The 18,979-nt window shown below is 46.1% G+C and carries 16 protein-coding genes; 8 read left to right on the top strand and 8 right to left on the bottom strand.

Features of this window, described 5'->3' with window-relative positions:
• Positions 1-470: 470 nt before the first annotated feature.
• The gene (locus L1D60_RS22125; protein WP_239843004.1) at positions 471-905 is read left to right on the top strand and encodes an Hsp20 family protein; all 435 of its coding nucleotides are present in this window, start codon (positions 471-473) and stop codon (positions 903-905) included.
• 125 nt (positions 906-1,030) lie between these two features.
• On the opposite strand, the gene L1D60_RS22130 is transcribed toward L1D60_RS22125, so the two are convergent.
• The 4 genes from L1D60_RS22130 to glyQ all read right to left on the bottom strand — a co-directional run bounded on the left by L1D60_RS22130 (position 1,031) and on the right by glyQ (position 7,816).
• On the bottom strand, positions 1,031-2,284 hold the full coding sequence (locus L1D60_RS22130) for a valine--pyruvate transaminase (protein WP_239843005.1): 1,254 nt from the start codon (positions 2,282-2,284) through the stop codon (positions 1,031-1,033).
• Positions 2,285-2,538: 254 nt separating this feature from the next.
• Positions 2,539-4,626: an alpha-amylase gene (locus L1D60_RS22135; protein WP_239843006.1), complete on the bottom strand. Its 2,088-nt coding sequence runs from the start codon at positions 4,624-4,626 to the stop codon at positions 2,539-2,541.
• A 200-nt stretch (positions 4,627-4,826) separates the two neighbouring features.
• Positions 4,827-6,893, bottom strand: coding sequence for a glycine--tRNA ligase subunit beta (gene glyS / locus L1D60_RS22140; RefSeq protein ID WP_239843007.1), 2,067 nt, complete (start codon positions 6,891-6,893; stop codon positions 4,827-4,829).
• A 2-nt stretch (positions 6,894-6,895) separates the two neighbouring features.
• Positions 6,896-7,816, bottom strand: a complete 921-nt coding sequence (glyQ, locus tag L1D60_RS22145) for a glycine--tRNA ligase subunit alpha (RefSeq protein WP_032548614.1) — start codon at positions 7,814-7,816, stop codon at positions 6,896-6,898.
• A gap of 437 nt (positions 7,817-8,253) precedes the next feature.
• Here glyQ and L1D60_RS22150 point away from each other — a divergent pair, with 437 nt between their 5' ends.
• Positions 8,254-8,808, top strand: coding sequence for a TMEM165/GDT1 family protein (locus L1D60_RS22150; protein WP_239843008.1), 555 nt, complete (start codon positions 8,254-8,256; stop codon positions 8,806-8,808).
• A 213-nt stretch (positions 8,809-9,021) separates the two neighbouring features.
• A complete protein-coding gene (locus L1D60_RS22155) occupies positions 9,022-9,279 on the top strand; it encodes a hypothetical protein (RefSeq protein ID WP_239843009.1) in 258 nt (85 codons plus the stop codon).
• Between the two features lie 51 nt (positions 9,280-9,330).
• Here L1D60_RS22155 and tusA read toward each other — a convergent pair whose 3' ends face one another.
• Entirely contained in the window at positions 9,331-9,582 is a 252-nt protein-coding gene (gene tusA / locus L1D60_RS22160; RefSeq protein WP_239843010.1) for a sulfurtransferase TusA, read from the bottom strand.
• Positions 9,583-9,730: 148 nt separating this feature from the next.
• On the opposite strand from tusA, the gene L1D60_RS22165 reads away from it, so the two are divergent.
• Complete coding sequence (locus tag L1D60_RS22165) at positions 9,731-9,916, top strand: hypothetical protein (protein ID WP_239843011.1); 186 nt, start codon at positions 9,731-9,733, stop codon at positions 9,914-9,916.
• Positions 9,917-10,268: 352 nt separating this feature from the next.
• Complete coding sequence (locus L1D60_RS22170) at positions 10,269-11,210, top strand: LysR family transcriptional regulator (RefSeq protein WP_239843012.1); 942 nt, start codon at positions 10,269-10,271, stop codon at positions 11,208-11,210.
• 98 nt (positions 11,211-11,308) lie between these two features.
• Here the strand turns inward: L1D60_RS22170 and L1D60_RS22175 are convergent, their stop codons facing one another.
• The 3 genes from L1D60_RS22175 to fadB all read right to left on the bottom strand — a co-directional run bounded on the left by L1D60_RS22175 (position 11,309) and on the right by fadB (position 15,882).
• Entirely contained in the window at positions 11,309-12,289 is a 981-nt protein-coding gene (locus L1D60_RS22175) for an MDR family oxidoreductase (protein ID WP_239843013.1), read from the bottom strand.
• Between the two features lie 231 nt (positions 12,290-12,520).
• Positions 12,521-13,684 carry an acetyl-CoA C-acyltransferase FadA gene (gene fadA / locus L1D60_RS22180; RefSeq protein ID WP_032548608.1) on the bottom strand — a complete coding sequence of 388 codons (1,164 nt, stop codon included), beginning with the start codon at positions 13,682-13,684 and terminating at the stop codon, positions 12,521-12,523.
• A 26-nt stretch (positions 13,685-13,710) separates the two neighbouring features.
• Positions 13,711-15,882, bottom strand: a complete 2,172-nt coding sequence (gene fadB / locus L1D60_RS22185; RefSeq protein ID WP_239843014.1) for a fatty acid oxidation complex subunit alpha FadB — start codon at positions 15,880-15,882, stop codon at positions 13,711-13,713.
• 227 nt (positions 15,883-16,109) lie between these two features.
• Here fadB and L1D60_RS22190 point away from each other — a divergent pair, with 227 nt between their 5' ends.
• Genes L1D60_RS22190 through hemG form a run of 3 tightly spaced genes read left to right on the top strand, consistent with a single transcriptional unit; the run spans position 16,110 to position 18,762 of the window.
• On the top strand, positions 16,110-16,733 hold the full coding sequence (locus L1D60_RS22190) for a YigZ family protein (protein ID WP_239843015.1): 624 nt from the start codon (positions 16,110-16,112) through the stop codon (positions 16,731-16,733).
• A gap of 34 nt (positions 16,734-16,767) precedes the next feature.
• A complete protein-coding gene (locus tag L1D60_RS22195) occupies positions 16,768-18,225 on the top strand; it encodes a TrkH family potassium uptake protein (protein WP_032548605.1) in 1,458 nt (485 codons plus the stop codon).
• 9 nt (positions 18,226-18,234) lie between these two features.
• The gene (gene hemG, locus L1D60_RS22200; RefSeq protein WP_239843016.1) at positions 18,235-18,762 is read left to right on the top strand and encodes a menaquinone-dependent protoporphyrinogen IX dehydrogenase; all 528 of its coding nucleotides are present in this window, start codon (positions 18,235-18,237) and stop codon (positions 18,760-18,762) included.
• Positions 18,763-18,979: the final 217 nt, after the last annotated feature.

The raw sequence follows: 18,979 nt of genomic DNA on the forward strand, positions 1-18,979 counted from the left end.
TTCGGCGTACTCACATACACTTGTATGCTGCGTGCGCCTCGCTTGAACTAATGCGAACTAACTTAGCCTCGCAGCAATTAAATTAATGGTTTAGTTAACCAATTGAAAATTTAAAGCACTATCCTTTGGATGGTGCTTTTTTATGTTTGTAAGGTATTGAAAAATATTGGTTTGGAAAAATAATTGAAAATAATCCCTTGAAACTATTTTGCGCAATCCATATATCTATTTGTGAAGAGGGAAGCTGTCTTGCTCAACAGAGAAGAAACAGGCCTTCTGGAACGCTGAACAGGTATCGCTCAGGAGAGGATAACCTTGAAGGCACACAATTGAACTGATTTATTGCTACGTCCCAGCGTTATGAGAACCCGAGGAGTAGAGGATAAATCCCTTAGTCGGCAGCGATCGAATACACACTCGATCCGTGCAAACTCACGACTAAGACTATTGCTTACTAAAAGGATAGCATTATGAGAACTGTAGATTTCACTCCACTATACCGCAACGCAATCGGCTTCGATCGTCTATTCAACATGATGGAAGCGAACACATCGAAGAACTCTTCTGGCGGTTACCCTCCATACAACATCGAGCAGAAAGATGAGAACAACTACCGTATCACTATGGCAGTTGCAGGCTTTGCTGAAGAGCAGCTAGACCTAACTCAAAAAGAAAACATGCTAATTGTTAAAGGTGAGCGTAAACCAGAAGCAGAAAAAACCTATGTGTATCAAGGTATCGCAGAGCGTGATTTTGAGCGTAAATTCCAACTGGCTGACTACGTAAAAGTCGTAGGTGCGAGCATGGAAAATGGTCTTCTACATATCGACCTAGAACGCGAAATTCCAGAAGCGATGCAACCACGTAAGATTGCTATTAATGGTAATAGCCTACTAGAAGGTTAATTACTGTTAGCTCTTGAGAGCTAAGTAATATCGGGAAATAAGAGTGAAAGAGCACCCAATGAGGTGCTCTTTTTTGTTTGCGCGGTTGGCGTCATTCCATAGAGGAACGACCGAGTCGGGGAGCTCTATTTGCTCTCGCGGTAAGCCTTTTCCACTTCTTCAGCAATAATCTTAATGCCTTTTTGCATTGCTTCATCGTCTTGTACGTAGTTCATACGTAAGCACTGATGCGCATGATCCCATTCGTCTTCTTGACCAATAAAGAAGTACTCTCCTGGAACAATCAATACTCCGCGTTCTTTCAAGCGCTTGTACAATTCCATTGTTGTGATTGGTAGTTCATCAAACCATAGCCACAAGAAGATAGCGCCCTCTGGCTTATGAATGCGAAAACGTGGGTCGGTAATGGTTTGCTGCAATAACTCAACAGCACGCTGTGATTTCTGTTGGTAGAACGGCTTGATGGTGTTCTCGCTCAAATCAAGCAGATCACCCTTTTCAATCATATGATGCGCCAGTGCAGGTCCGATACTGCCTGGTGCCAAGCTAATGATGCCATTCATATTCGTCATCGCCTGTGTCACTTCTTCGCTCGCAATCACGATACCGCAGCGCACCCCTGGTAAGCCAAGCTTAGAAAGGCTCATGCACAGAATCGTATTCTCATTCCAGAACGGTTCGACATCTTCAAAGATTATGTTTGGAAACGGCAGGCCATAAGCATTATCGATAATCAGAGGGATGTTGTTGTCACGCGCCAGTTTATCTAGCTTGCGGATCTCTTCATCGGTCAGTACGTTGCCGGTCGGGTTGGTAGGACGTGAAGCACAGATTGCAGCGACCGATTCATCCACCTTCAGCTCTTCAAAATCGACGTGGTATTTGAACATACGGTTATCGAGCATCTCAATTTCAGGGTGGTAAGAGATAAAGATGTTTTCATCAATCCCAGCATCACCATAACCGATGTACTCAGGGGCTAATGGCAGCAGTATTTTCTTGTGTGAGCCATCTGGTTGTTTGCCTGCAAGCAGGTTGAATAGGTAGAAGAAGCCGCTTTGGCTACCATTGGTTAGGCTGATGTTCTTTTCACTGATGTTCCAGCCATAGGTCTCTTTAAGTAGAGAGGCCAACGCTTTTACAAAAACATCTTTGCCCTGCGGACCATCGTAGTTGGCGAGGGCGTTAATCAGGCCTCCATTGGCGAGGAGTTCTCCACTGGCTTGGTGAAAGTAGTCGAGCATGGCAGGAATGGCTGCTGGGTTACCACCACCGAGCATGATGGCACCTGGTGTGCGTAGACCATCATTTAAATCATCCATTAACTGCGTAATACCTGAGTACTGATTAAATTTTTCACCAAATTGAGAGAATTGCATTACTTACTTTACCTAATTCATTGTGATTGCTTGTTATGTGTCATTAAGGCAGACCTTATGTCTGCCATCAGTGTATTCCTTGAACATACCGCAATGTTTTTGCGACGCATAGCGCCAAATGCTCTAACACGTAAAAAACTTCTATAAAGTTTGGATAATGAGTAACAGCTTGCTTATTGAATACGATTTTTGTGATCAAAAAAGGAGAAGCCTGAGCTTCTCCTTAAATTCATATGGTTTGTCTCCGGCATGAATTACTTTGAGCCGGTATAAACCACAAGCACCTTGTCATCTTGATACTGACGTTCAAAGGCGTAGTACCCATCGCTGTTGCGCAGGATATGTTTACCTTGTGCAACGGCTGGATGGCGTTGGCGGAATTGGCCAAGTGTCTGCCAGTGCTCAAGTAGCTCTGCACGCTCTCCATTGATTTGTTCCCAAGGCATATCAGAACGTGTGCCCTGCATAGGATCTGATCCCGTTGGACCGAAGTCGCGAGCAATCTCATCTCCGTAATAGATCTGCACTGCACCCGGAGCTAACATCAGAGCGTTGGCCGCTTTGGTCTGTTTGCTAAAGTCACTGCCGTGCTGCGTCCAGAATAGCGAGGTGTCGTGAGACGATAGGTAGCTCAGCACATTGAATTTATCGTCACTGTTGATCTTCTCTGCGTAGCGAAGGTAATCGGCATCGAGATCTGAAAGGCACTTAAGCGCTTTAGGGGCGATGTCACTCTGGAATTCAAAGTTGATGATCGAATCAAAGCCGTTAGCAAAGTAGTCGGATTTCACCACACTGTGTGCCCACACTTCGCCCGTCATCCAGAATGGTAAATCATCCAAGGCTTTGTCTGGGTTGTTCTGTTTCCACTCTGCGAGTGCTTGAGTGGTACTCTCTTTTAGCTCTGCCCAGGCCTCAAGTTCGACGTGCTTGGCAGTATCGACCCTAAAGCCATCGACGCCGTACTCTCGTACCCAATCAGATAGCCAAGTGATTAGGTGGTCACGAGGTGTTTTGAGCTCATCGGTCGCGCTGGTGGATTTATTGCGATAGAAATTCGGTAGCCCTGTTGTTTCTGTCGATTCTGTCTTCAAATCTGGTAGGTGTGCTAAAGACATAGTCAGGTTGTTGTAGCCCGGTGAGTCGTAAGCACCGATATCGCTGCGCAGCCATGCCTTGCCCCACCATTTTTCCCACGCCTTTTGATCGCTGTAGGAGATGTAATTGTTGAAGTAGTGCCAGTTTTGTCCCTCTTTTGGCTGCCAATCGGTCCAGTTTTTACCTAGCGTCTGCTGCGCTTCTTGGTCACTGAGGTTGAGTTTACCGAAATCGAACTCCTGCATGTCGGCGAGGGTTGCGTAGCCAGTGTGGTTCATCACCACATCCCAAATCACGCGGATACCTTTACTGTGAGCGGTGTCGATAAAGGTTCTAAGTTCATCTTCTGTACCCATGTTGTCATCGAGCTTGGTCCAATCTTGGTGATAGTAACCATGGTAAGCGTAGTGCTTAAAGTCACCACGGTCACCACCGCCAACCCAACCATGGATTTGCTCTAAAGGAGATGTAATCCAAATAGCGTTAGCCCCAAGCGATTCGATGTAGTCGAGCTTTTCAGTTAAGCCCGCTAGGTCACCACCGTGGAAGGTACCGATTTCGTCTTGACCATCTTGGCTGCGTCCATAGCTGTTGTCATTGTCTGAGTTGCCGTTGTAAAAGCGATCGGTCATCACGAAGTAAACCGTGGCGTTGTCCCAACTGAACGTTGCTTTTTCTGCTGACTCAACCTCTTCAAGCAGCAATAACCCTTGACTTGAATTGGCAGGCTTCATGCTGATGGTGCCGTTAGTCACTGTCGCTTGTTGGCCTGAGAGTGCATCACGTAACAAGGTGCCATCTGCAAAGGTCTTGGTCACATCGACGGTGGTTGGTGAGTCGCTTGGTACCGGACATGTGAAGCTCTGAACCTTCTTCTGTTTCGGTTTTACCTTAACTGTCAGCTCATTAGATTGTGGATTGAGGGTAAATTGGTAGGTATTGGCCTTGAATACTTTGATATCTATTTGAGACTCTTTCGCGCAGTCGTCTACACGCAGAGGCTTATTAAATTTCACTCGGCTCTCTTCTGCCAAGGCGTAGCTTGTGCCACAGGTTTGCGCGGCGTCGCTGATGGAAAAGGTGTGTGTGCCTTTGCTGAGCTCGTGCTCGGCAATCAATGTACCTTGTCCTGTTGATTGAAAGGGCAGCGCCTGATCATCAATGGTCAACAGTAGTGGATTGTCGCTGGTTTGGCTGCATGCGCTGAGTGCAAGAATTGAGAGCGCGAGAGTGGTCTTCTTCATTGTATCCTTCCCCGAATAAGACTCTCGTTATATCAAAGGTTGGGATCTACATTCTGAGGACTAATACAATCGAGTTGTGGCTATTACCTCTACAAATAAATACCGGGTTCACAAAAACAAAAAGGGAAGCACGCGCTTCCCTTTGGGTATTTACCTTTCGTTGCTCAGAGCATCGCTTTGAACAGCTTTCTCACTCGTACTTATTTTTGCAGTAGAGAGATGTCAGCAATCTGTAGGAACAGGTTACGTAGGTTGTTCAATAGCGTTAGACGGTTCTTCTTAAGTGCTTCGTCATCAGCCATAACCATTACGTTATCGAAGAACGCATCAACAGGCTCACGTAGAGCTGCTAGCTTGCTTAGGGCTTCTTGATAGTTACCTGTAGCGAATGCTGGCTCTAGTGCTTCCGTCATTACGGCAACGTTTTCAGCCAGTGCTTTCTCAGAGTCTTCTTGAAGAAGGGCTAGATCGATGTCTGCCGCTAGCTCACCATCGAATTTCGCAAGGATGTTACCTACACGTTTGTTCGCTGCTGCTAGAGCTTCTGCCGCTTCTAGTTCACGGAAGTGAGATACGGCTTTAACACGCTGGTCAAAGTCAGTTGGCTTAGTTGGACGATTCGCCAGTACCGCTTGGATGATGTCGACGCTGAAGCCAGCATCTTGGTACCATGCGCGGAAACGACCTAGCATGAAGTCGATAACGTCAGCTTCTACGTTTTCGTTAGTTAGCTTATCACCTAGCAGCTCTTTCGCTTTTGCGATCAGATCAGTTAGGTCTAGGTTGTAGCCGTTTTCAACGATAATACGTAGCACACCCAGTGATGCACGACGCAGAGCGAATGGGTCAGAACCTTTTGGCGCTTGGCCAATACCGAAGATACCAACGATAGTGTCTAGCTTGTCTGCCATTGCTACTGCAGAAGAGATACCAGTGCTTGGTAGGTCATCGCCTGCGAAACGAGGCATGTACTGTTCGTAAAGTGCTAGCGCAACTTGCTCGTCTTCACCATCGTGAGTCGCGTAGTGCATGCCCATAACACCCTGAGTATCCGTGAATTCGAATACCATAGATGTCATTAGGTCACATTTCGCTAGTAGACCTGCGCGCTTAGATTTCTCAACGTCAGCATCGATCTGCTCAGCGATGTAGCCAGCAAGTTCTGTGATGCGGTCTGTTTTGTCCTTGATAGTACCAAGCTGCTTCTGGAAGATAGCTTGGTCTAGCTCAGGTAGACGGTCGATAAGAGGACGCTTACGGTCAGTGTTGAAGAAGAATTCAGCATCCGCAAGACGTGGACGTACAACTTTCTCGTTACCTTCGATAACGTGGCGAGGCTCTTTAGACTCGATGTTAGATACAAAGATAAAGTTAGGAAGTAGCTTCTTGTTTTCATCGTAAACAGGGAAGTACTTTTGGTCACCTTTCATGGTGTAAACCAAAGCTTCAGAAGGCACTTTTAGGAACTCTTCTTCAAACTTCGCTGTTAGTACTACTGGCCATTCAACCAGAGACGTTACTTCTTCAACAAGATCATCTTCTAGGTCAGCTTTACCGCCAACCGCTGCTGCCGCTTTTTGCGAGTCAGCTAGGATGATTGCTTTACGCGCTTCGTAATCTGCCATGACTTTACCGCGCTCTTCTAGGATCGCTGGGTATTGCTCTGCAGAATCGATAGTGAACTCTTGCTCACCCATGAAGCGGTGACCACGGATAGTGCGGTCAGATGCTACGCCTAGGATCTCACCTTCGATAAGGTCAGAACCCATTAGCATCGTTAGCGTTTTAACCGGGCGGATGAACTGAGTCGTCTTGTTACCCCAGCGCATTGGCTTAGCGATAGGCAGGTTACCTAGTGCTTTAGCCGCCAGCTCAACAACGATTTCAGACGTTGCTTGGCCTTTTACTTCTTGTTTGAAAAGAAGCCATTCGCCTTTGTCTGTTACTAGACGGTCAGCTTGTTCAACCGTGATACCGTTACCACGAGCCCAACCTTGAGCGGCTTTAGTTGCGTTGCCGTCAGCATCGAACGCGACAGAAACCGCTGGGCCACGTTTTTCAACAACTTTGTCTTCTTGGCCTTCTGCCAGTGCTGCTACTTTTAGAGCAAGACGACGAGGCGCTGCGTACCATTTCACGCCTTCGTGCGCTAGGTTTGCGCCTTTAAGCTCTGCTTCAAAGTTTGCCGCGAAAGCTTCTGCTAGAGTACGAAGCTGTGTTGGTGGTAGCTCTTCAGTACCCAGTTCAATTAGAAATTCTTTAGCCATGATTACTTCTCCTCGTCCTTCTTGCACATTGGGAAGCCAAGCGCTTCACGCGATGCGTAGTATGCTTCAGCAACAGACTTAGTCAGGTTGCGGATACGAAGGATGTAACGTTGGCGCTCTGTTACAGAGATAGCTTTACGCGCATCAAGGATGTTGAATGCGTGGCCAGCTTTTAGAATGCGCTCGTAAGCTGGAAGCGGAAGTGGCTTCTCAAGCTCAAGTAGCTCTTTACACTCTTTCTCACACTGATCAAAGAACGTGAATAGGAAATCGACGTCTGCGTGCTCGAAGTTGTAAGTTGATTGCTCAACCTCGTTCTGATGGAAGATGTCACCGTAAGTTACTTTGCTGCCGTCTGGTGCGATGTTCCACACTAGGTCGTAAACAGAGTCTACTTCTTGGATGTACATAGCTAGACGCTCGATACCGTAAGTGATCTCACCAGTAACAGGCTTACACTCAAGGCCACCAACTTGTTGGAAGTAAGTAAACTGAGTTACTTCCATGCCGTTTAGCCATACTTCCCAACCAAGACCCCATGCGCCTAGCGTTGGGTTTTCCCAGTTGTCTTCTACGAAACGAATGTCGTGTACTAGCGGGTCGATACCAAGAACTTCAAGTGAGCCTAGGTACAACTCCTGAATGTTGTCTGGAGATGGTTTTAGAGCTACTTGGAACTGATAGTAGTGCTGCAGACGGTTCGGGTTTTCACCGTAGCGACCATCGGTCGGACGACGTGAAGGTTGAACGTATGCCGTAGACATTGGCTCTGGGCCAAGTGCACGTAGACATGTCATTGGGTGAGAGGTGCCAGCACCTACTTCCATATCTAGAGGCTGAACAATAGTACAACCGTTTTGTGCCCAGTAATCCTGCAGCGCGAGGATCATTCCCTGGAAGGTTTTGATATCGAATTTTTGCATAGTCAGGTTCGCGCGATTCTTTTAAATGATTTGAAAAAATAACAATCAAGTATAGCGAGATATTTGCCCAGCGAGTAGCGTTAATCTTGTTTAATTAATAGCCTTAAATCCCTTTTAATGGATTTTTTACCCTTTAATCTTCTTTTTTCGACTTAACGGGAATTTTTAGTCACTTTTCAGCTTGTTTTAGAGGAGGGGGCTCGCTAGAATCACGCCGTCTTTGGGGAGTAGCTTACCTATTTATCAACACTGGGATAATAGGTTCGTCCGTCAACATAATTGATGCAAAATCATCATGGCGTTCGAGACGACAATCGACCATAACCACATATAAGTCGACATCGTTTAGCAAGACCTTAGACAAACATCGTGAACCGGGGTGGGGCGCGAGGTTTGTCTACGGTTAAAATAATAATCCCGCCCCAAATGAGCATGTCGTGAGCGTTTTAGCAATTTCTATTACAACTGTAGCCTTGGCCGAAATCGGTGATAAGACACAGTTACTCTCTCTTCTGTTAGCCAGCCGTTATCGCAAGCCGATACCGATTATTGCTGCAATCTTCTTTGCCACTATTGCCAATCATGCTCTTGCAGCGTGGCTCGGTGTGGTCGTCGCTGATTACTTATCGCCAGAAGTTTTAAAGTGGGTGCTGGTGATCAGTTTTATTGCAATGGCGGGCTGGATTTTGATTCCCGATAAGCTCGATGATGACGAACAGATCTCAAACCGTGGCCCTTTTGTCGCTAGCTTCATTGCGTTTTTTATCGCTGAAATTGGTGATAAGACCCAGATTGCGACTTCTATTCTAGGGGCGCAATACGCCGATGCTTTGGCGTGGGTGATTCTGGGTACAACCATAGGCATGTTGCTAGCTAATGTACCTGTAGTGATCATTGGTAAGCTGTCGGCAGACAAGATGCCACTCGATCTGATTCGTAAAATCACAGCCCTGTTGTTTGTTGGTTTAGCCATCGCAGCGGCAATTTATTGATGATTTATCGGTGATTGGCCCGTGGGTTAGCTGGTGGGCCTATTGCTATATCTATCAATCTATAATTATAAACGTGCCAGTTTTTTCGGTGCGTTGTGCATTCTGTGTTGTAGTTCAAACTCTAACAGAGAGTTGCTGTGAGTAGCGTCAACTGACATATCACTGTCACACTTGTCATGATATTTTAATGTTGTGAGTTGAGAACACGAGGGCATGATTATGTTGACGCGTTATATGGGAATCACTCCACAAAGCCAAAGCTATCTGTTTACTTTTGGCTTGGCATTAACTCTATTGGGGATGGTATTAACTGACATGTGGCTGCCGATGGTGGCAGGTGCAATGATCATGACTGGACTCGCCGTTGAGGCTTGGATTCGAGTCGCTCATATTATCCCGATGCGTAAAGAACTACGCTCAATTCAACACCAACTCGACAATCTGCAGCAACGCAGTCGAGATAACGAATAACAAAAAGCCGCTCACTGAGCGGCTTTTTTACATCTGAATCAAATCGTTCGATTAGGCTTCTAGGCCTTTCTTGATCAAGTATTGGTATGGCACAGACTCTGTGTGCTGTCCGACGAGCTGGTGATCCATAAATCGACAGAAACTTGGAATGTCGCGTGTGGTTGAGGGATCGTCTGCCGTTACCAGTAATACATCGCCATCCTGCATGTTTCGAATTGTCTTCCTGACCATCATTACCGGTTCTGGGCAGCGTAGCCCTTGTGCTTCTAAAGTGTGTGTGGCCAGTTCAGGATTGAATGTCATGATAGGTGTCTCTTTCTGTATAACGAGGGGAATAATACGTCTGCAGAAAAAATATGCAATAAGTGCTTGGCAAACAGAATTATTTACTATAAATTATTTAACAAGTTGGTAACAACTTAAACAAATGACAACTAGCTAAGGAGTGGCGATGTTGACAGCACTTGATAGATTAACCATATATTCGGTTCTCTGCTTTATCTCTTTTTGCGCGTTAGTGTTACGCACACCAGCAGAGACCTCGTTAATGCCAATCTTTGGCATAGCAGCAACAATTATTGGTATTTGGGTTGAAATGAGACGCTGGCGTGGCTTGCCAGAAGAGCAGGAACATTAAACCGCGAAATCTCTAAACCTAAGTACAAAACGTTTTTCCGATACGACACATTCCGACACTATCCCCAAATTTTCTTGGGCTTCCCCGCGTAATTGCGGGATTTTTTTTATCTAAAGCATGCTATAAACATGTTATACCAATCGTAGTAAATAACTGCTCGCCCTAGCTTGCTAAAATGCTCGATAACTGCGTTAGAATTTTTGATTGTAGAATAACTACTTATCGAAACTCTCTGTTGTAGAAAAGCTGTCTTGTTCTCAAGCCTTTTTTCTGCGCTATTTCTGAACATTTACTTACTGTGATTGGTATGAATCATCAAACGTAATTGTTAACAAGCTCATTGGGTAAGCGTGTGGAATTAGAAGACATCTATCGTCGAGACTTAAACCTGTTGGTTGCTCTCAAAGTACTGATTGAAGAGGGCAGTGTTAGCCAAGCGGCCTTGCGTTTGAATCTCAGCCAGTCTGCGACCAGTCGTGTGTTGGGACGACTTCGTGAACTTCTTAATGATCCGCTCTTTACCCGACAGGGGCAGCGTCTACTTCCGACGAAAAGAGCGCTCGAGATCAGCCAGCGTATTGATCAGCCTTTAGAATCATTTCGTCAGTTGTTAAGCCCGAGTGACTTTGACCCGTATTACTGCACTGAACGTTTCCTGATCGCGACCACAGATTACGCGATGCAAACCATACTGCCATATGCACTGCCTAAGATTTATGAGCAAGCTCCAAACATCTCTTTAGAGTTTGCGCCACTTCAGCATGAGCATCTGTTTAAACAGTTGAGCACAGAGCGTGTTGATATGGCGATATGCCGACCAACAGGACCGGTAGCCCCTTTGCACCAGCAAGTATTAGGGCCTGTCGGCGTATCATGCTTGCTTTCTAAGAATCACCCTTTGGCTGAGAGTGCTTTGAGCCTCAATGATTATGTATCACTGCCTCATGCAATGATTGCGATCAGTGATGGCGTAAAGGCCTTGCTCGACAATGCATTGGCAAACCAACCACCAAGAAAGATGGTGCTGCGTGCGTACCATCTTGAAGCAGCCTTAGCGATTGTCGATAAAATGCCTCTGGTGATCACTGTGCCTGCCGATCTCGCCTATTTGGTGGCAGAGCGCTATGACCTAGTCGTCAAGCCACTACCGTTCGAATTTATGCCGTTTGATTATTCATTGATTTGGCATTCACGTTGCGATTCGTCAGCTTCTCAACAGTGGTTGAGACGAGTCGTGAAAGAGGAGTGTGGTGAGTTGATTCAGAAGCGGATTGCTGATGTAGGGCTTGGTTAATAGATAGAGAAAAGGGCTGATTGATATCAGCCCTTTGTATTTGTTGCCTTGAGGTGGATAGCTTTTGGGGGGGGTAAAAACCTATGGCTTTTCTATACCTATAGCTTGATTACGACGCGACCTGTGATCTGGCCATTAGTAATGTCTTCAGCAGCTTGAATGGCATCATCCAGTGATACTTCTTTAGTTGCTTGTTGGTAGAACGACTCTGGAAGTAGTTCAGCCAGTTGCTCCCACGCTTTGATGCGTTTCTCACGTGGACACATTACTGAGTCAACACCTTGTAGACGCACATTACGTAGGATGAATGGCATTACCGTTGTTGGTAGGTCGAAACCACCTGCTAGGCCACACGCTGCTACTACACCGTTGTAATCGATCTGTGCCAGTACTTTCGCTAACACTTTGCTGCCTACCGTATCGATAGCGCCTGCCCAAAGCTGTTTTTCTAATGGTTTGGCTGGCTCTTCTAGCTCTGCACGCTCAACAATGCGCGATGCACCTAGAGATTTCAGTAGCTCACCGTTCTCAGATGCACGGCCGGTTACGGCTGCTACTTTGTAGCCCAGTTGGTTAAGTAGAGTGATAGACACACTGCCCACACCGCCACTTGAACCTGTTACTAGAATCTCGCCATCTTCTGGTTTAACGCCAGCATCAACGATAGCTTGTACACACAGCATTGCTGTGAAACCTGCAGTACCAATCGCCATCACTTTTTTAGCGTCTAGGCCTTTTGGCATTGGTACTAACCAGTCGCCATTTAGGCTTGCCTTTTCAGCCATACCACCCCAGTGGCCTTCACCCACACCCCAACCAGTCAGTACTACTTCGTCGCCTGCTTTGTAGCGAGGGTCATCTGATTGAGAAACCACACCAGAAAGGTCAATACCCGGCACCATAGGGAAGCTGCGAACAATGCGTCCTTTACCAGTAATCGCCAAACCATCTTTGTAGTTCAAAGATGAGTAGTTCACATCAATCTTTACGTTGCCTTCTGGAAGTTGTGACTCGTCAATTTGAGAAACGCTAGCAATGGTTTTTTTGTCTTCTTGGTTTAGTACAAGTGCTTTAAACATGATGCTCTCCACTGGAGGAATATTAGGAAACTGAAGTAACTGTAGTTGAATAATTGAGGAAAAAATAATGAAACGTCGACATTGAATCTATGCATCATGCGCATAGATCTATTTTTGTGAAGTCGATGAGTCAACACGTAAAAAAATGCAGCCTTAGAGACTAAGACTGCATTTCGACCGTTACCCTACTAACGATTATTTATTGGTCTCTTAACACAGATTTATTTGAGGCTAAGGGCGCTCAAACACGGTTGCGATACCTTGGCCTAAACCAATACACATAGTAGCTAAGCCGTATTTCACGTCTTTCGCTTCCATTAGGTTAATCAAGGTGGTTGAGATGCGCGAACCTGAACAACCCAGTGGGTGACCAAGTGCGATTGCACCACCATTGAGGTTTACTTTTTCATCGACCACATCCAGAAGGCCTAGGTCTTTCGCACATGGCAGAGACTGCGCTGCAAAGGCTTCATTAAGCTCAATGACGCCCATATCTTCAATTGATAGGCCAGCACGCTTAAGTGCTTTCTTAGTCGCTGGAACGGGTCCGTAACCCATGATGGATGGATCGCAACCAGCAATAGCCATTGATTTAACACGTGCACGAATCGTCAAACCAAGCTCATTGGCTTTCTCTTCACTCATGATCAGCATTGCAGATGCACCATCTGATAGCGCTGATGATGTACCAGCGGTTACGGTACCGTTAGCTGGGTCGAATACTGGGCGAAGCTGAGATAGGCCTTCAACGGTTGTCTCTGGGCGAATAACTTCGTCGTGATCCAGAGTGAACAGTGAACCGTCTGCCGCGTGACCTTCAGTTGGTAAGATCTCATTTTTAAAGCGACCTTCAACCGTTGCAGCGTGTGCACGCGCGTGAGATCGTGCAGCGAAAGCGTCTTGGTCTTCACGGCTAATGCCATGTAGCTTACCCAGCATCTCTGCCGTAAGGCCCATCATGCCTGCAGCTTTGGCTACGTTCTTTGACATACCTGGGTGGAAGTCCACACCATGCGTCATCGGAACATGACCCATATGCTCAACACCACCAATCAGACAGATATCCGCATCGCCAACCATGATTGAGCGTGTTGCATCATGCAGAGCTTGCATAGATGAACCACATAAGCGATTAACGGTTACGGCGCCAATTTCAATCGGTAAGCCAGCAAGTAGCGCAGCATTACGTGCCACGTTAAAGCCTTGCTCAAGTGTCTGTTGGACACAGCCCCAGTAGATATCTTCAATCTCGCTTGGGTTAACTTGTGGGTTACGCTCAAGAATGCCTTTCATCAGGTGTGCAGAGAGATCTTCTGCACGTGTATGACGGAAAGCGCCACCTTTGGAACGGCCCATTGGGGTGCGAAGGCAATCAACAACAACTACGTTCTTCATTTTGTAATTCCTTTTCCAAATGTGGGTTATAGAGAGCTAGCTTGTTGAGCGTCGTAAAAGCTTTCGCCTTTCTCTGCCATATCAAGCAACAGTTGAGGTACTTGGTACATTGCGCCAAGGTCTTGGTAGCCTTTCGCTTTCTCAACAAAGTTCGCGATGCCCACACTGTCTAGGTAGCGGAAAACGCCGCCTCTGAATGGAGGGAAGCCCAATCCGTAAACCAGAGCCATATCTGCTTCTTGTGGTGAAGCGATGATGCCTTCTTCTAGACATAACACGACTTCATTAATCATCGGGATCATGACACGCTGGATAATGGTCTCTTCATCAAAGTCCTGTGGTGCTTGGCATACGTCTGCCAAGATAGGAAGGATATCTTCAGAGAAGGCTTTCTTTGGACGACCGCGCTTGTCGACGCTGTAGCTGTAGAAGCCGCTGCCATTTTTTTGACCAAACTTGTTCGCTTCAAATAGCGCGTCGATCGCGTCACGGCCTTCTTTACCCATTCGCTCTGGGAAGCCTTGTGCCATAACATCTTGTGCGTGATGTGCAGTATCCAGACCAACCACATCCAGTAGGTAAGCAGGACCCATAGGCCAACCAAATTTACGTTCCATGATCTTATCGATCTTAGTGAAGTCAGCGCCGTCACGTAGCAACATGCTAAAGCCACCAAAGTATGGGAAAAGAACACGGTTAACAAAGAAGCCTGGGCAGTCGTTAACCACAATTGGTGATTTACCCATTTTCGCTGCATAAGCGACAACACGATTGATGGTTTCATCTGAGGTGTGTTCACCGCGGATGATCTCAACCAGCGGCATGCGGTGTACTGGGTTAAAGAAGTGCATACCACAGAAGTTTTCTGGGCGTTGCAGGGATTTTGCCAGTAGATTGATTGGAATCGTCGACGTGTTTGAAGTAATCACGGTATCAGGGCTAACCTGTTGTTCCACTTCGCTTAACACAGCGGCTTTAATTTTCGGGTTCTCTACGACCGCTTCAACAATCACATCTGATTGCTCAATACCTGCATAGTGAAGGCTAGGGGTAATAGAAGAGAGGATACCCGCCATCTTGAAACCATCGATGCGACCACGAGAAAGTCGTTTATTCAGAAGCTTAGATGCTTCGTTCATACCCAAATCTAGCGATGCTTGAGCAATATCTTTCATCATCACAGGTACGCCTTTCAGCGCAGATTGGTAGGCAATACCGCCACCCATGATGCCTGCACCTAGTACAGCAGCACGCTCGGTCGCTTTGTTCGCTGATTTGCCTGCTTTTTTCGCGATGCCTTTAATGTACTGGTCGTTAAGGAATAGGCCAACCAGCGCTTTCGCTTCTTCAGACTTCGCCAGTTTAATAAAGTGCTTACGCTCGATATCTAATGCAGCATCACGATCGCAGCGAGCGGCTTCCTCAATCGCGATAACAGATGTAATCGGTGCTGGGTAGTGAGGCCCTGCTTTTTGAGCGACTAGGCCTTTCGCCATGGTAAAGCTCATCATCGCTTCAAGCTTGCTTAGAGATAAAGCTGACGTTTTTTGTTTGCGGCGAGCAACCCAGTCAAGCTTTTCATTAGCAGCTAGAGATACGGTATTAATAGCGGATTCGAGTAGTTGGTCGGTTTCAACAATCGCGTCTAACAACCCAATTTTCAATGCTTCATCTGCTCGGCATGCTTTACCTTGCGTGATGATTTCCATTGCGCTGTCTGCACCAATCACACGTGGCAGACGTACACAACCACCAAAGCCAGGCATGATGCCTAATTTGGTTTCTGGCAAGCCGATGCTGGTGGTTTTATCTCCAATACGGAAATCGGTGGCGAGTACGCACTCACAACCGCCGCCAAGAGCATGGCCACGCATCATTGAAAGGGTAGGAACAGGTAGGTCTTCAAGCTTGCTAAAAATAGAGTTCGCAAAAACCAACCACTCATCAAGTTCAGCTTCTGGTTTGGCGAATAGACCTAAAAACTCAGTGATGTCTGCACCGACGATGAAGGCATCTTTGTTTGAAGTTAAGATCAGGCCGCGCAATCCAGCGTGGTCATTTAAAGCATCAAGTGCTTTGTCGAGTGATTCTAATGTAGCAAGGTCGAGCTTATTTACAGAGGCAGGAGCACAAAAACTGAGTTCGGCTATACCATCTTGTAATTCCTTTACCTGTAGGGTGTTAGCTTGGTAAATCATTGTCTATCTCCATGACATACAATCGACGATTGTTTGAGAGAATTTTGTTATCTTTCTGTAAGTGTAGAACACCTGGTAAGACCAGTTATCTTAGTTTGTACCCACCACTGGTTAATTTCAATACATTTTTTAAACAATTGTTTAACATTGTGCGTTAGCACAGATCCGCTAACCCTTATTATTCACCCGTGATACACTTTGCCGCCCTGATCGCTAAAGTAAATTATATGAATGAACAACCATATTTGATTCCGGCTGCTTCGGCTGTTTTTGAAGAAGAAATCAAGAAGAGTGTCTTCATTACTCACCTCGCACATACACCGAGTATCGAGGCGGCTAAGCTGTTTGTTGATCAGATAAAACAAAAGCATAACGCCGCAAGGCACAATTGCTGGGGATTTGTTGCTGGGCGACCAGAAGATTCGATGAAATGGGGTTTTAGTGATGACGGTGAGCCTTCTGGGACTGCAGGTAAGCCAATATTGGCTCAGCTTTCTGGTTCTGGTGTTGGTGAACTGACGGCAGTAGTGACTCGCTACTCTGGTGGGATCAAGCTCGGCACAGGTGGTTTAGTGAAGGCGTATGGCGGTGGCGTACAACAAGCGCTTAAGCTGCTTCAAACTATAGAGAAAAAAATAACCACAAAATTGCGCCTAGAGTTAGACTATGGGTTTATGCCAATCGCCCAATCAATCATGTCGCAGTATCAAGCGGTAGAAGTTCAGGCGGAGTATGGTGTTCAGGTCGAAATGGTTGTAGAGATTGAACTGCTTCAAGTCGAAGCCTTTACTCAAACCATGATCAACAAAAGCGGTGCCAAGGCACTGGTCACTCAAGTAAAAGATAACTAGGAAGTGTGAAGCCTTTCGCTTCGTTCATTAGCTCATGCAATTTCGCTCAATTATTCGAATCGTCGGATTATTATTAGCACTCTTTAGTGTCTCAATGCTTGCACCCGCGCTGGTGGCATTGATCTATCGAGATGGTGCTGGTGTTCCTTTTGTTACGACTTTCTTTGTTTTACTTTTTTGTGGTGCCACCTGTTGGTTTCCAAACCGTCGTCATAAGCATGAATTAAAGGCCAGAGATGGCTTTCTTATCGTTGTTCTTTTCTGGACCGTAATCGGTAGTGCCGGTGCACTCCCTTTCTTAATCGCAGATAACCCAAACGTTTCTGTTACCGATGCCTTCTTTGAATCCTTCTCGGCTTTAACCACAACAGGTGCCACTGTGATTGTGGGGCTTGATGATCTGCCTAAAGCGATTCTTTTTTATCGCCAGTTCCTACAGTGGTTCGGTGGTATGGGGATCATCGTACTCGCGGTAGCGATTTTACCGGTATTGGGCATCGGTGGTATGCAGCTATATAGAGCGGAAATCCCTGGTCCTGTTAAAGACAGTAAGATGACACCGAGGATTGCCGAAACAGCGAAAGCACTTTGGTATATCTACTTAAGTTTAACTATTGCTTGTGCGGTGGCGTTTTGGTTGGCGGGGATGAGTTTCTTCGATGCAATTAGCCATAGCTTCTCGACTATAGCCATCGGTGGCTTCTCGACGCACGATGCCAGCATGGGTTATTTCAACAGCCCAGCGATTAACATGATCACAGTAGTGTTCCTGCTTATTTCGGCATGTAACTACTCTCTCCACTTTGCCGCATTTGCATCTGGTGGTGTTCATCCGAAGTACTATTGGAAAGATCCTGAGTTCCGCGCCTTCATCTTTATTCAGGCAGTACTGTTCTTGGTTTGTTTCTTATTACTGCTCAATCACCACTCTTATGATTCGTACTATGATGCTTTCGACCAAGCCTTGTTCCAAACCGTGTCAATTTCTACGACCGCTGGTTTTACAACGACTGGTTTCTCTGAGTGGCCACTGTTCTTACCCGTACTGCTTTTATTCTCTTCTTTTATAGGCGGGTGTGCAGGTTCGACTGGTGGCGGTATGAAAGTTATCCGTATTCTACTGCTGACCCTGCAAGGCGCTCGTGAAATGAAGCGTTTGGTTCACCCACGTGCGGTTTACACCATCAAAGTTGGTGGTACGGCACTTCCTCAACGTGTTGTTGATGCGGTATGGGGATTCTTCTCTGCTTATGCTCTGGTGTTCGTAGTCTGTATGCTGGCTCTTATCGCAACAGGTATGGATGAACTGAGTGCATTCTCTGCTGTGGCGGCGACATTGAACAATCTAGGCCCTGGTCTAGGAGAAGTAGCAGTCCACTTCGGTGATGTTAATGACAAAGCAAAGTGGGTATTGATTGTCTCTATGCTGTTTGGACGCTTAGAGATCTTCACTCTATTAATTCTATTAACGCCTACGTTCTGGCGTAGCTAAGGAACCATTGTGGCAAAAGCACTATTTCTTTACTCAAGCCGAGAAGGGCAGACCAAGAAGATTCTTAACTATATAAAAGAAGAGATGGCGGAGTTTGATTGTGACATTCGCGATCTGCATACCGTCGGCGACGTAGATTTCGCTCAGTATGACAAAGTACTGATTGGTGCCTCTATTCGTTATGGTCATCTTAATAAAAAGCTGTATCAGTTTATTGAGCACAATCTTACTCAGCTTCAATCGAATAAAGTAGCGTTCTTCTGCGTGAACCTAACCGCTCGTAAAGAAGACCAAGGTAAAGATACGCCGGAAGGCAGTGCTTATATAAAGACATTCCTTAAGAAGTCACCATGGCAACCGTCTTTAATAGGTGTTTTCGCAGGTGCCCTCTATTACCCTAGATACAACTTCTTCGACAGAACCATGATTCGCTTTATTATGACGATGACTGGTGGTGAAACGGATACCAGTAAAGAAGTTGAGTACACCAACTGGCAAAAAGTCTCTTTATTCACTGAAAAACTCAAGAATCTATAAGAGAAAAGCCTACTTTTGAGGCGTTTTGTTTTCTTTTTAATCGAACAATTAAAAAAAGCAAAAAAACTTAAAAAAGGGCTTGCCAATGTGATCGCAATCTCTATAATGCCACCTCGCTGACACGGGATGGCTTCTTAGGAAACCAAAACGAATCAGCAAGCCAAATTAGCCAAGCTAAGCGCTTGAAAAAAGTTTTGAAAAAAGTGGTTGACACTAA

The sequence above is a fragment of the Vibrio sp. Isolate30 genome, assembly GCF_022397975.1.
Lineage (GTDB): Bacteria > Pseudomonadota > Gammaproteobacteria > Enterobacterales > Vibrionaceae > Vibrio > Vibrio fortis.